The sequence below is a fragment of the Fictibacillus sp. 23RED33 genome (assembly GCF_015903925.1).
GTDB classification, from domain to species: Bacteria; Bacillota; Bacilli; order Bacillales; family Fictibacillaceae; genus Fictibacillus; species Fictibacillus phosphorivorans.
Genome location: NZ_JACZDX010000001.1, coordinates 976,698 through 991,418, shown reverse-complemented (window position 1 = coordinate 991,418; position 14,721 = coordinate 976,698). Strand labels below are relative to the sequence as shown.

Here is a 14,721-nt window from a genome sequence, read left to right as displayed (position 1 = left end):
TTTAGCATAGAGGGTATGTGTTTGGATGAAACCTTTCAAAAATAAAACAGCTCCCCTATAAAAGGAACTGTTTTATATAATCAACATCAATTATTGAATCTGATCTCTTTGCTCAGAAACTTGTGAAAGGGTATGTCCTGCAGCGGAGTCACTCTCTTTAGCTAGGGAAAGATCTCCTAACGAGATAATCCCTACAAGTTTATTGTTCTCTACGATTGGAAGTATTCTTACTTGTTTGTCTGCCATAAGTTCCGCTGCTTCTTCAACTGTCATATCTGCAGAGCCTGTAAACAGATTATCGCTCATAACATCGGATACCTTTGTAGACCCTGGACGTTTCTCAGCAACTCCCCGGACGACAATATCTCGATCCGTGATTACACCGATAATTTGATCATTCTCACAAACAGGAATAACACCTACATTATCCTGCTTCATTTTTACGGCTACTTCGTAAACATTGTCTTGTGGTGTTACATAATCTACATTCCTCGTCATGATGTCACTTACCTTTTTCACAAACATTACCTCCTCGTTATTTTAAATCTATACTTCTTTATGCTTTACGAAAGAAAAACAAATATGCGCACTTTTGACAATGATTGCATCTTTAGCGCTTTCATAATATCATTAAGAAGTGATTATTATTTTTTATTGAATTCCTAGGAGGTTTCACAATGAAATTTGAAGAAAGCGGCTTAAACGGGAAGGTTGTTGAGTTTTCACTTTTAGAGCATGTGATGGATAACCATGGCATGATCCGTGCTGGCCAATGGGATTATGAACGTATTACATATGATTACAAATTTGAAGATATGACGAATGGTGACGTTTACTACTTCCGTTTCCCTTGTCATGTTATTGAAGCAGAAACAGAAACACCACATGCTAAAGTTGAACTTGGAACACCTTATGTAGGGAAACATTACTACCCGCATGGTGTAGAATACGACGAAGTATTCCCAAAACACGTAGTTAATCAATGCAACAAATTGATCGAAGCACTGCATAGTGAGTTACATGTTTAAAAAAACCCCTCTTGCATGAGGGGTTTTTTTTATTCAGCAGCTCTTTCTGGAGATTGAGAGGAGTACCCTTCAAATAGCCTGCCACCATATGGAGCGAGCACTTCATCAACAAATCCAATGACTTTTGATTTGGAGCGATTGAAATAATATTCATCAAATACAGAAGCGAATTGTTCAGCAAAAGGTTCGCTATACTCTTTTAAAGCCCGAAGAATCCACTTTCCTTCCCCGATCCAATGTCCATTAACACGTAAAACAAATTCATGTGTACGATCAGCAAGTTTTGAAACGATAAATAAATCCTCTAAGACGTTTGTAGAACCTTCTAGATCGTTTAATAGATCGGTTAAGAAATAACGTGCTTGCTCGATCTCAATCGTCTTCCACGGAGTTGGCCCTGCTTTTAATAACTGTAAAGCTTCATTCTTAATCCGTGACGCATGCCCTGAGTCACGAAGAATGATGCCTTCAGCACACATTTGTGGAAGTGAGGGTCTGGCTCTGTCGATATTTTGTTTGAAAAAGCGTTTGTAAGTAAACATGTTGTGAACAAAAACCTCAATCGGCCAGTCATACTCGGTAAGTGATTCACGATATGACTCACTGATAGAACTATCTATGATGATGATATCTAAATCAGAGCTTTCTGTTTCTTCTCCCCTAACGACACTGCCAGCCAGATAGGCTACATCACAGTTTGGATAATGAGACTCTATAAATTTTTTAGCGGCTTGTCTGGCACTGATTCTCATGATTTTTCTTTCCTTTCTACTCGGCTTTACTATATATTTCGACACCAACGAGCAATTTCTTTTTTTTGTTGTGATTTTGTACGTCTTTTTTAGATATATTTCATAACATTCGCTTTTCCAGCGCCGTGAGGAGATTATATGCATCTGAAATCATGTTGTTTGCAAGTATAAACTTAGGTTTAGACAAAAAAAATAACCCGCAAAAATGCCGGTTACTTTAATTCAGGTTTCAATTGATTATTTTGTCGTTTAATTAGCTCCAAGTCCGCCTTATCACGCAGTCGTTCTTTTTTCACCCATCTCGTAAAGATTAATCCGAGTACAAAGGCATAAATCACTTCTTGGAAGATCTTCATTGTAACTCCACCTACATGCTGATCTTCTTTCGGCGTCATCGTTTCAAACAATTGTGGCACATTTCTATAAGTTTCATAAAGCTGAAAATCTGCAAACATGATCAACGCACAAGCTGGAGTCATTAGTACACCATTAGCAAACACGTATCCGATCTTTTTAATGTCTGACAACGTATCAAGCTCTCTAACCGGACAAAGAACCGGCCACCACATCGTATAAGCCGTTATTAATAATAAAGCATGATACCCATAATGAATAACAGGGTTTGAAACGGCTGCATCAAACACTAAAGGAATATGATACAAAGAAAATACTGCGTTAAAGATAAGCAATGCTAGCAACGGTTTAGTAAGGAAATGAAAAATCCGAGTAAGGATTGTTTTCTTACTTAACCAACTTTTCCATCTCACCTCAGGAATCCCAAGTATCATAAGAGGTGCGATCATTAAATAAAGAACAGCCATCTGTACCATGTGAACACTGAATAAATAATTATGTCCTAAAACCTGAACAGGCGTACCTTTTATAATGATCATCAACAAAAGTGAAGCGATCATTGAAGTCTGCTGCCATTTCGTCGCAAGCTTCTTACCCTGTTTATCTTTCGCAACAAACCGAAAGTAAACGAACGCAAGAATGATGGCTAAAACATATATCGAAGGCGGAAAAAGCTCGTACCAGTTATAATCACTTAAACTAGTATGATGAACATGATGATTATGATGCATGTCTGTCATCTCCTTTATAAAAGTACCCATAAATACTATATCAATCATAGTTGGTACTTGTACGGAATAATAGTGACAATTCTTAATATTGTAACAAATAAAAAGGGCTGCATACGAGATGCAGCCCTTCCTTGATTACGATGTCCAAATAAGTCCCATTAAGGAAGCTACTGTAATAGCTGCAACCAATATACCACTTGCCATACCCCAGATTGGGAAGTCATGTCCTTTGTGGCTTAAGTGCATCCAAACATATAGCTGGAAGAAAACTTGAACAACTGCCAGTGTTAGGATAAACAAAACAGCAAATGAATCACTAATCTTGTCACTCCAGATCGCAAAGAATGCAACGATTGTTAAAAGAATCATCATGACAAAAGAAACGTTATGATGCTTACGCTCCTCTTTCAAGGCAAGCTTACGCTGAATCTCTTCGTGACGATGAACGGTAGTTTCAGGGTTTTGTGTGTGATTAGCCATGAGTTTAGCCTACCTTTCCCATTAGATAAACAACGGTAAAAATGAATACCCATACAACATCGACAAAGTGCCAATATAGAGCAAACAAATAATATTTTGGAGCATTAGATAATGTAATCCCTCTGTTCCAGTTTCTTGCTAACAATGTTGTGATCCAAAGAATTCCAAACAATACGTGTGCTCCGTGGAAACCTACTAACGTATAGAAAGCTGAACCAAACGCAGAGCTTGTAAACGTATGTCCTTCGTGAACATAATGTATGAACTCATAAATCTCTAGACCTAAGAATCCAAGACCTAATAATAATGTTACGAGGAACCAGCCTTGCAATGAACGTACTTTGTTCTGCTTTAAAGAAAGTACTGCGTACACACTCGTAAGTGAACTAGTTAGTAGCAGCATTGTAGCTAGAAATACTAATGGCAGTGAAAATAGTTCTGCCCCAGAAGGGCCGTCTAAATGCATATTTCTAAGACCAAGATATGTTCCAAAAAGCGTTGCAAATAATACCGTTTCTCCACCAAGGAATAACCAGAATCCTAAAAATTTGTTCTTACCTTCAAGGGTAGCTTTTTCAGGATGAGCAGGGAAATTCGCATCTGTTAAACGTTCTCCAGCATTCATTAAGCTCTACCCCCTTTAATGTCTGCTTCAACTTCTTCTTTATGAATATGATACCCGTGATCATCAATAATAGAACGTAAGAACATGGTGATCAATACAAGCCCTAGACCTGCTCCTGCTACGTACCAGTTCGAGTAGATAAAACCAAAACCAGAAATGAACATTCCTAAAGATAAAATAAACGGCAGGATCGATCCATTCGGCATATGAATTTCTCCTACAGGTTCTGCAGGTGTCATTTCTCCATTACCAGCTGTCTTCTCAACATACAATGCATCTAGACCACGTACTAGTGGTGTTTGAGCGAAATTGTATTCTGGTGTTGGAACTGGCATAGCCCATTCTAGTGTACGGCCATCCCATGGATCTTTTGTTGTTGCATATTTAGATGATGCAGAAATGATGATGTTGATTAAAAGTACAATGGTACCTGCACCCATAAGAATCGCACCGATCGTACTTACAAAGTTTGCTCCATCAAGATCTTGTCCAGACATATATGTATAAACACGTCTAGGCATACCCATTAGTCCTAACCAGTGCTGAGGGAAGAACGTTAAATGGAAACCGATAAAGAACAACCAGAAATTCCACTTACCAAGTGTTTCATTCAATACGCGGTTAAACATTCTAGGGTACCAATAGTATAACCCTGAGAACAATCCTAAAATCAAACCACCAACGATTACATAATGGAAGTGAGCTACTACGAAATAACTGTCATGATATTGGTAGTCAGCAGCAGGTACAGAAAGCATTACCCCAGTAACTCCACCCATTACGAAAGTTGGAACAAATCCAACTGCGAAAAGCATAGCTGTAGAGAAACGAATCTGTCCGCCCCACATCGTGAAGATCCAGTTAAAGATCTTAACACCAGTTGGAATCGCGATTGCCATAGTTGCTACAGCAAAGATTGAGTTTGCTACAGGTCCTAAACCAACAGTGAACATGTGGTGAACCCAAACCATGAATCCTAAGAATCCGATAAGCACTGTTGCAAATACCATTGCGCTATAACCAAACAAGCGCTTATTTGAGAATGTAGAAATAACTTCAGAGATAATACCGAATGCTGGAAGAATTAAGATATATACTTCCGGGTGACCAAAAATCCAGAAAATGTGTTCCCAGATCAAAATGTTACCACCCATATCTGGATTAAAGAAATTAGCATCAAATACACGTTCGAACATCAGTAAGAAGAAGCCTACTGTAAGTGCAGGGAATGCGAAAAGAATAAGCCCAGAAGTAACAAATGAAGCCCATGTGAACAATGGCATACGCATAAATGTCATACCAGGTGCACGCATGTTGATAATCGTTACAAGGAAGTTAATTCCTCCTGCAAGAGTACCAGCTCCGGCAATTTGAAGACCAAGTACATAAAAGTCAACACCTGTATCTTCTGCTACAGTTGATAGCGGAGCATATGCTGTCCATCCAGCTTCAGGAGCTCCGCCTAAGAACCAACTTAAGTTCAATAGCACTCCTCCGAAGAAGAATAGCCAGAACCCGACTGCGTTTACATAAGGAAACGCTACGTCACGAGCTCCTAACTGTAAAGGAACGATCGCATTCATGAAACCAAAGATAATCGGCATGGCTGCCAAGAAGATCATCGTTGTTCCATGCATCGTTAATAATTGATTATAAAGTTCACCAGTGAAAATCTTGCTGTCTGGTTCCATAAGTTGAATACGCATTAAAACTGCTTCAAGTCCTCCGATTAAGAAGAAGAAGCCACCAGCCAAAAGATACAGAATACCGATCTTTTTATGGTCAACGGTAGTGAGCCAATCCATTAACCCACTTCTCTTTTTGTGACTTTCGTGAGTTGCCACGGTGTAACCTCCTTTTTTGCAATGCTTAAGACTATTTCAATTTAAGACCTAACAAGTAATCCGAAACGGCATCAATTTCCTCGTCAGAAAGATTTACTTTAGGCATGTTGTTGCCTGGTTTAACTTCTTGAGGGTCCTTGATCCACTTTTTCAGATTTTCTTTATCATGTTCTAAGATACCTGCTACACGGTCTTTATCCCCAAAACCAGTTAAGCTAGGTCCTGTGTTCCCGCCGTTTTGTCCAACAGCGTGACAAGATAAACAGTTCTTTTCAAAGACTTGTTGTCCATCAGCATTAGCAGAAGATTTGTCGTCAGCCGCTTTATAGCCCGCAACCCAGTTCTTGTAGTCTTCTTTAGAAACAACTCTTACTTTAAAGTCCATCAAAGCATGGGATGCACCACAAAGTTCAGCACACTTCCCTTTGTACACTACGTCTGTCTGACTTCCCGTATCAAACCACATATAGTTCTTGTTTTTATCACCAGGGTTTGTATCTGTCTTACCAGCTAGTGAAGGAATCCAGAATGAGTGAATAACATCAGCAGAAGATAATTCAACGTGTACTTTCGTATCTGCCGGAAGAACCAATTCCTGAGAAGTGATCAATTCTTCTTTCGGATACTCAAACTCCCACCAATATTGGTGTCCAGTAACCTTTATGCTTAACTCGTTCTTTGAAGCTGGTTTTGCATCTGCAGAGAATTCAAACGTTCTCATAACAGTTGGTACAGCTAAGATAATAAGCAAAAGAATTGGAATAACTGTCCATAATAGTTCAAGCATGTGGTTACCTTCCACTTGCTTAGGTGTAGAATTGTCACCTTTTTTCTTTCTAAACTTCAATAATACGAATGCATAAAGAACGAAAACTACCACCAGAACCAGAATCATAATACTAATAGAGATCAGCATCAGCTGGAACTGTTTGTCAGCAACTTCACCTTGCGGAATCAAAGTTGATAGAGTCGGATCTCCGCACCCCATCAAAAGAAGAGCCAACATGGCAAATAAGGAAAGAAAACGCCCTTTTTGTAGCCATTTTTTCATCACTACATATACCCCACTTTCTCGTTGTAGTCTGTTTTGACTGAATGTTCTATCTATTCAATTCAAATAAATATGTTATTTGAATGGAAATAGCAAAAGTAGATCTTACGAAAAATTTAAACTTTTTTCTTTATATAACGGGTTCACTCTTAAGAGTGATTACAAACGATCAGCCTTCATCTATACTTTTTTTATGAAAGCCCTTTTATGTAAAGGCGATTATAGGAACAGCACGATCGCGCTGTTCCAGTATAAAATCTATATGTTCACTAAGATCATCGCAACAAACATAATGGTCATATAATTCAACGAATAAACGAACATCATACGAGCCCATTTCATGTCATCCTTTGTCTTTAAGCCTGATAATGCTAGAATCAGCCAACCTGTTCCTAACACAGCAGCCAAGATCAAGTAGACGATACCAAATTCGAACAGGTAAAGAGACACAGGAAGTAATGCAGCTACATACCAGATCATCTGACGCTTCGTTAATGCGAAGCCAGATACAACAGGAAGCATCGGAATTCCCGCTTTTCGATAATCTTCACATCTTTTCATCGCAAGCGCCAAAAAATGTGGCGGTTGCCATAAAAACATGATTAAGAATAAAATCCATGCCACCCAATGAAGGTTAGCATCTACAGCTGCCCAACCGATTAAAGGCGGTACTGCCCCAGATATTCCCCCAACAACGGTATTAATAGAATGAGTTCGTTTCAGCCACATCGTGTAAACGACAACATATACGAAAAGTCCGATCAACCCCATTACCGCTGCCGTTAAGGTAGTCATCGCAAGCATAACTGTTCCGATTGCGGAAAGACTAATACCTACCCAAAGTACTTGATTCGCACTGATCCTGCCCGTAACTGTCGGGCGCTCAATGGTACGCTCCATCAGCTGGTCTATATCTCTATCAATATAGTTATTCAAGCAACAGCCACCAGCGATAACTAGTGCCGCACCCAGAATACAAAGAACTAAAGCACCAATCTTGTCAGAGAACAAATGATTGTTATATTTTAAAGCTAGAAAGAATCCAGCAAATGTTGTAATCAAGTTACTCATAACGATCCCGAGCTTCGCGATGGTCAAAAAATCTTTCCAGGTGCCTGTAGGGTTCGCTTCAGATAGAGGTCCGGGTTCCATTACTTTGTTAGCGACTTCATATGCAGTTGGAGTTTTGCTCAACAGATACACCTCCTTTTAGAGTAAAATGTTCCAAATCTTGCTTTTGCTGTTATTTAAGCCCTCATTCATTCTATATGGGCTTGACTCTAAAATCAACGGTAAAAAAATGTCTTCATCTGTTCACAATATGTAAAGTAGAACGTTTTACCTATATGATAGGATAGTGATATATAAAGAAAATGTCCTCTAACATTATAAAACAAATATAGTGCTTTGTATACTTCGACTAATATAGACAGTATCTTATATTATTTGTACGATGTGGGTGTCTGTAATACTTGTTGAAAATATTACAAATTTGTGAACGGTTATAGGACAAAAAAAGCAGGTGATTGATTTGAAAAGATTTTATCAAATTTATTCTATTATTACTTCACTAGGTATGTTGCTCGTATTACTGATGGGAGCTGTTGTAACAAAAACTGGCTCAGGTGACGGATGCGGTAACTCATGGCCTCTCTGTTATGGAGAAATCTTACCTACTGCACCAAAACTTGAAACCATTATTGAAGTAAGTCATCGGTTTGTATCAGCATGGCTTGGGCTGCTCGTTATCATACTCGCGATTTGGGCTTGGAGACGAGAACCACATAGAAAAGAAATAAAGATATTAGCTGGATCAGCTGTATTCTTTATTATCCTTCAAGGACTTTTAGGAGCCGCTGCAGTAATTTGGAGTCAATCTTCAGCCGTTCTTGCATCTCATTTCGGCTTTTCACTAGTTTCGTTCGCGAGCGTTCTCTTGATAGCGATTCTTTCTTTTGAAGATCCTGATCGTCCATTTATTGCAAAAGTATCACCCGCATTTAAAAAGAACATCTATTGGTTATTCGCTTATCTGTATGCTGTTGTATACACGGGTGCGCTCGTAAGGCATACAGGTTCGAGCATGGGCTGTGGTCCGGAGTTCCCTTTATGTAACGGAACCATATTCGCAACGATAGGATCTCAAGCAAGCATTCATCTGTTGCACCGAATTGCAGCTATCGTCCTGTTTATTTGGATCGTATATGCTTGGTATCATGCTCGAAAATACTATAGCGATCAAAAAGTAGTAACAAAAGGATTTCATTTCGCTCTACTTTTCGTCATTCTCCAAGGTGTATCTGGAGCATTGATCGTATATACCAATTTAAATCTGTTCGTGGCTCTTGGTCACGGATTGATCATATCCTTCCTATTTGGAACCTTAAGTTACTTAGCATTGATCGTATATCGAAAATAAATAAAAAACCAAGGTGCACGTTTTGCACCTTGGTTTTTTTATTTTTACTTAATCAATTCTATCAACAGATCCCCAGCAGCGATTCCTTCTCCGTTTTGAACAGAGATCTCTTTAACGGTTCCATCGAATGGAGCTTGAACGGTTGTTTCCATCTTCATGGCTTCAGTTATCATCAGATGATCACCTTTTTTAACCTTTTCTCCTTGTTCAACTAGAACCTTTATCACCGTTCCTGGCATACTTGCACCAATTTGAGCTGGGTTTGAAGGATCTACTTTTTGTTTTGCAGATACGGTTACTTTTGCACTTTCATCGATGACTACGATCTCACGCGATTGACCGTTAAGTTCAAAGTAAAGTACTCTAGATCCATCATTCTGTGCTTCACCGATTGAAACGAGCTTCACGATTAAAGTCTTACCTTGTTCAATTTCGACTTCAATCTCTTCCCCTAGCTTCATTCCATAAAAGAATGTTGGCGTATCAAGAACTGAGATATCACCGAATTGTGAATACATCTTTTCACGATCTAAGAATACTTTTGGATATAGCGCATACGCCAAAACATCAAAACTTGTTACTTGGCGATTGATCTTATGGAATAACGTTTCCTTAATGTCATTAAAATCAGCAGCTTCTAAAAGCTCCCCTGGCCGCTCTGACAAAGGTTCTCTTCCTTTTAAGATGATACGCTGCAACTCTTTAGGAAAACCTTCGTACGGCTGCCCCAGGTACCCTTGAAAGAATTCTACAACAGAGTCAGGAAAATCTAATGAATCTCCTCGATCATAAACATCATCTTCCGTTAAGTTGTTCTGAACCATATATAGAGCCATGTCACCTACAACTTTTGAAGATGGTGTAACTTTAACCACATCGCCAAACATATCATTCACTCTACGATACATCTGTTTGACTTCATCCCAGCGGTCTCCAAGACCGACTGCCTTTGCTTGCTGCTGAAGATTACTAAACTGCCCGCCTGGCATCTCATGCTCATAAACTTCCGGATCTGGTGCAGCCGAATTGCTTTCGAACCCTGAGTAATATTTTCTGATATCTTCCCAATAAGAAGATAGATCTTTAACATGATCAATGTTTAAATCTGGCTGTCTTTCGTTCCCTGCTAACGCGTAGTAGAGTGAATTTGCACTAGGCTGAGATGTCTGACCCGCCATAGAACTTACAGCAACGTCTACGATATCAACACCTGCTTCAGCCGCTTTTGCGTAAGTATAGATTCCGTTACCACTCGTGTCATGCGTATGAAGATGGATCGGGATTTCGACCGCTTGCTTCAGCGCTGATACTAAGTCATAAGCAGCTTGAGGTTTTAATAGTCCTGCCATATCTTTAATAGCTAGTATATGTGCTCCTTCCGCTTCAAGTTCTTTCGCGAGATTCACATAATATTTCAGATCATATTTCGTACGGTTCGGGTCTAAAATATCTCCTGTATAGCAGATGGCTGCTTCGGCAATTTTTCCTGTCTCACGAACAGCTCTGATTGCCACTTTCATTCCTTCCACCCAGTTTAGGCTATCAAAGATTCGGAACACATCGATTCCTGCCATTGCTGACTTTTTAACGAACTCTTCAACGACATTATCTGGATAGTTTTTGTAACCTACTGCGTTTGAAGCTCTAAGTAACATTTGAAACAACACGTTCGGAGCTTTTTCTCTCAGCTTAATCAAGCGGTCCCATGGATCTTCATTAAGGAAACGATAAGAAACATCAAACGTTGCTCCTCCCCACATTTCAAGTGAGAACATTTCTGGCCATAATCTTGCGGTCGGTTCAGCAATGTGCAAAAGGTCATTCGTACGAACGCGAGTTGCTAGCAATGATTGGTGACCATCTCGGAAGGTTGTATCCGTAAGTAAGAGTTTCTTTTGATCCTTTATCCAGCGAGACACAGCTTCTGGCCCCTCAGCGTCTAACAATTGCTTCGTTCCATTCGGAATCGGTTCTGAGTGCTTTATTTTTGGAATACGAGGTTTAGCAAAATTAGGTTTCTCCTGCTTAGCAAGTCCCGGGAAACCATTAATTGTTGTTGCACCAATATAGGAAAGCATCTTCGTTCCTCTATCTTTACGCTTAGGAAAGACGAAGAGTTCACTGCTTGTATCAATGAAAGAAGTATCATAATCACCTGATAAAAACTTCTGGTGTGTTACAACGTTCTCAAGGAAAGCAATATTTGTTTTAATCCCACGAATACGAAACTCTTTTAAGTTTCTTAACATTTTAGATGCTGCTTGCTCATAAGATAAAGCCCACGTAGACACTTTAACGAGTAAAGAATCATAGAAAGGAGTGATAATCGCACCTTGGAATCCATTACCAGCATCCAATCGAACTCCAAAACCTCCACCTGAACGATACGCCATGATCTTACCAGTGTCAGGCATGAACTGATTAGAAGGATCTTCTGTCGTTACTCGCGATTGGATCGCATAGCCATGACAATAAATATCTTCTTGCTTTGGAATTCCAATCTCTTTTCCATGCAACGGGTATCCTTCTGCGATAAGGATTTGCGATTGGACAATATCGATTCCAGTGACCATCTCAGTAATCGTGTGCTCCACCTGAACGCGCGGATTTACTTCTATGAAATAAAATTTGCCGTCTGGCGTTACTAGATACTCAACGGTACCTGCATTGATATACCCTACATGCTCCATCAACGATACAGCTGATTTACAGATATCATGACGAAGCTCATCAGATAGCGAGACGCTTGGTGCAACTTCGACTACTTTTTGGTGCCTTCTTTGTACAGAACAGTCACGCTCATATAAATGCACTAAGTTCCCTTCATGATCTCCGAGTATTTGTACTTCAATATGTTTTGGGTTTTCTACAAATTTTTCAACATATACTTCATCTTTACCAAACGCGGCTTTTGCTTCTGATTTAGCACGATCGTAACTTTCTGCAAGGGAGTTTTCACTTCTGACGATACGCATTCCGCGTCCACCGCCACCCATAGATGCCTTGATGATGATTGGAAAACCATTACTTAGAGCAAAGTCTCTCACTTCTGAAAGACTGTTAACAGGTCCATCACTACCTGGAATTACTGGAATGTTAGCATCAATAGCAGCTTGTCTAGCTTTAACCTTATCCCCGAATACATCAAGATGTTTTTCGTTCGGTCCTATAAAAATGATGCCTTCTTCACTACAGCGTTCTGCAAATTCCTTGTTCTCTGATAAAAAACCATATCCAGGATGAACTGCGTCGATACCATTTGCTTTTGCAATTTCGATAATACCTTCAATATCCAGATAAGCATCGATCGGTTTCTTTCCTTCGCCTACTAGATAAGCCTCATCCGCTTTATAACGATGATAAGATCCCGTATCTTCTTTCGAATAAATAGCTACTGTTCGTATATCTAGTTCGGTACAAGCTCTGAAAATCCGAATTGCAATTTCCCCACGATTTGCTACTAAGACTTTGCTGATTTTTCTACTCATACAAGTTCCTCTCCTTTTACCGTTACATGATAGCTTTTATCTTTCTGTTTACTTCGGGCTTTTTATCTGGGACTTTCTTGTTCAGATTTACTTTTGCAGAAATATTTATAAGAATCCCCATCGATGTTAGAAACAAAAGAAGGGATGAGCCCCCATACGAAATAAATGGTAACGGAACACCAGTAATCGGCAATAACCCTACTGCTGCACCTAGATTGACCACTGTTTGAATACCTATCATTCCAGCGATACCAAAAGCTAATAAGCTTGAATATGTATCATTACTTTGCATACCTATATAAAATCCTTTTAAAACGATATACCCTAACAAGGCGATGATCAAAAATACTCCAATAAAACCTAGTTCTTCGGCGATGATGGCAATTATAAAATCTGTATGTGGTTCTGGGAGGAATCCATATTTCTGAATACTCTCACCTAGACCTGATCCTGTCATTCCACCCGCAGCGATAGAAATATATCCATTAACGAGCTGATAACCGTCGCCCGCAGGATTTTTGAAGGGTGCATAAGCTGCATCGAAACGAGAAAGTTGTTCTGGGGTTAAACGAAGGAATATACCTAACCCTACGATACCCGCTAAAGCTGCCATTGAAAAAATATGTTTAAACTTTATACCTGAACAGAACAGAATAACTCCAGCAACACCTGAAACGATAATGCCTGTCCCTAAATCTGGCTGTCTCAATATCAATAGAAACATGATGGCGAAAATCGTTAGTGGAGGGATGACTCCTTTTTTGAAATCTTGCATCTTCCCTTGTTTCTTTGAATAGATTGCCGCTAAGTAGATAGCTAGTGTTAGCTTAATAAATTCAGCAGGCTGAATACCGATCGGACCTATGTATAGCCAACTTTTTGCATTGTTCACTTCTCGTCCGAACAATAAGACAAATATCAATATGAGAATTGAAAAGACGACGATAGGCATCATTAACTTTTTGTAGATTTGTATATTGAACCTCATGGTAAAATACATGAGTCCTATCCCAACTAGCAGAAAGACAAGTTGTCTCGAAAAGAAAAAGCTACTGCTGTAATCGTATTTATTGATCGTTACCCCTATACTCGCGCTGTAGATCATGACTAATCCAGCACTGCACAATAATAGTACGGCTACTATCAAAGAATAGTCATAGGGTCTTACTGCTTTTTTCACGTTGTTCACCTTTCTCCTCTCTTCTGAAGTCTTGAAACTGCATCTTTATAATTATTAGATATTGTATCACATAAACCTTTTTTATTTATGATACAACACTACAGCTTCAGCTTCTTATACTATTTCGAAGGTTTTATCTTGTTTTTGAATAGGCTTTAACCTACAGAATAGTTGCTTTTCATTTTCATAGTCATCTTTGAACAGTTGTGTGGAGTGGAAGGTGGGTGACTACCACATTAGAAACTTCTTGTAAGCCCTCAGACAAAGAAACTTACTGCGAACACATCATGATGAAGACATAGTAGCAAGAGTGACTTCCTTAAGACGACAGGACCAAAAGCCCAAAAGCAATAAAATTTACGAAAACAGCCTATTATTAAAATACAAACTTAGTTATATATATAAAAAAATCCAGTCCAATTTACATTCTCGGACTGGGTGTCGATCATTTTTTCATTGAGGCATCGTGCAAAGCAGTTAACTGCTTTTCAAGTGATTCTAATAATTTCTTACCTGCTTCTTCTTCGACCAGGTTTAAACGGACTGCAAAATCTATTTCACGGGATAAACCAAACATTTGCGTATCCAATACTTCCTCATAGAGGGGACATTGTGGCATTGTTAAGTTTTCCATTTGAACTTCAATTAGTTTCAGGATTTTGTCTGCATCTGCTTTTAATAGTTCAAATGCCCTTTCCCGATGTCCAGTTGCCATCTCAGCTGACAATGATCATCCCTCCGTTCGACACGATTTCTACCTTTAAATATA

13 protein-coding genes are annotated in these 14,721 nt (G+C 39.2%); 2 read left to right on the top strand and 11 right to left on the bottom strand.

Going from position 1 to position 14,721, the window contains the following annotated elements; translation table 11 throughout:
- Nucleotides 1-90 precede the first annotated feature (90 nt).
- Nucleotides 91-519 carry a CBS domain-containing protein gene (locus tag IHV09_RS05225; RefSeq protein ID WP_197263789.1) on the bottom strand — a complete coding sequence of 143 codons (429 nt, stop codon included), beginning with the start codon at nt 517-519 and terminating at the stop codon, nt 91-93.
- Between the two features lie 158 nt (nt 520-677).
- Here IHV09_RS05225 and IHV09_RS05220 point away from each other — a divergent pair, with 158 nt between their 5' ends.
- Nucleotides 678-1,028 carry a YugN family protein gene (locus IHV09_RS05220; protein WP_197127622.1) on the top strand — a complete coding sequence of 117 codons (351 nt, stop codon included), beginning with the start codon at nt 678-680 and terminating at the stop codon, nt 1,026-1,028.
- 29 nt (nt 1,029-1,057) lie between these two features.
- On the opposite strand, the gene IHV09_RS05215 is transcribed toward IHV09_RS05220, so the two are convergent.
- The 7 genes from IHV09_RS05215 to cyoE form a co-directional block, all read right to left on the bottom strand.
- Entirely contained in the window at nt 1,058-1,774 is a 717-nt protein-coding gene (locus tag IHV09_RS05215; RefSeq protein ID WP_197191352.1) for a nucleotidyltransferase domain-containing protein, read from the bottom strand.
- Nucleotides 1,775-1,992: 218 nt separating this feature from the next.
- Entirely contained in the window at nt 1,993-2,865 is an 873-nt protein-coding gene (locus IHV09_RS05210; protein WP_197127621.1) for a cytochrome c oxidase assembly protein, read from the bottom strand.
- A 135-nt stretch (nt 2,866-3,000) separates the two neighbouring features.
- A complete protein-coding gene (locus IHV09_RS05205; protein WP_066393364.1) occupies nt 3,001-3,345 on the bottom strand; it encodes a cytochrome C oxidase subunit IV family protein in 345 nt (114 codons plus the stop codon).
- A gap of 4 nt (nt 3,346-3,349) precedes the next feature.
- A complete protein-coding gene (locus IHV09_RS05200) occupies nt 3,350-3,970 on the bottom strand; it encodes a cytochrome c oxidase subunit 3 (protein WP_144700988.1) in 621 nt (206 codons plus the stop codon).
- Nucleotides 3,970-5,814 (bottom strand): cytochrome c oxidase subunit I, encoded by a 1,845-nt coding sequence (gene ctaD / locus IHV09_RS05195; protein ID WP_332873631.1) that lies wholly within the window; start codon nt 5,812-5,814, stop codon nt 3,970-3,972. Before ctaD ends, IHV09_RS05200 begins: the two co-directional genes overlap by 1 nt.
- Nucleotides 5,815-5,845: 31 nt before the next feature.
- A complete protein-coding gene (gene coxB, locus IHV09_RS05190) occupies nt 5,846-6,865 on the bottom strand; it encodes a cytochrome c oxidase subunit II (protein ID WP_137789773.1) in 1,020 nt (339 codons plus the stop codon).
- Between the two features lie 258 nt (nt 6,866-7,123).
- A complete protein-coding gene (gene cyoE / locus IHV09_RS05185) occupies nt 7,124-8,017 on the bottom strand; it encodes a heme o synthase (protein WP_197191353.1) in 894 nt (297 codons plus the stop codon).
- Between the two features lie 379 nt (nt 8,018-8,396).
- Here cyoE and IHV09_RS05180 point away from each other — a divergent pair, with 379 nt between their 5' ends.
- Complete coding sequence (locus tag IHV09_RS05180; protein WP_231618131.1) at nt 8,397-9,284, top strand: COX15/CtaA family protein; 888 nt, start codon at nt 8,397-8,399, stop codon at nt 9,282-9,284.
- A 44-nt stretch (nt 9,285-9,328) separates the two neighbouring features.
- Here the strand turns inward: IHV09_RS05180 and pyc are convergent, their stop codons facing one another.
- The 3 genes from pyc to IHV09_RS05165 form a co-directional block, all read right to left on the bottom strand.
- Nucleotides 9,329-12,772 carry a pyruvate carboxylase gene (gene pyc / locus IHV09_RS05175; RefSeq protein WP_197191215.1) on the bottom strand — a complete coding sequence of 1,148 codons (3,444 nt, stop codon included), beginning with the start codon at nt 12,770-12,772 and terminating at the stop codon, nt 9,329-9,331.
- Nucleotides 12,773-12,794: 22 nt separating this feature from the next.
- Nucleotides 12,795-13,952, bottom strand: coding sequence for a putative lipid II flippase FtsW (gene ftsW, locus IHV09_RS05170; RefSeq protein ID WP_198769815.1), 1,158 nt, complete (start codon nt 13,950-13,952; stop codon nt 12,795-12,797).
- Nucleotides 13,953-14,397: 445 nt separating this feature from the next.
- A complete protein-coding gene (locus IHV09_RS05165) occupies nt 14,398-14,667 on the bottom strand; it encodes a YlaN family protein (RefSeq protein ID WP_370568668.1) in 270 nt (89 codons plus the stop codon).
- Nucleotides 14,668-14,721 lie beyond the last annotated feature (54 nt).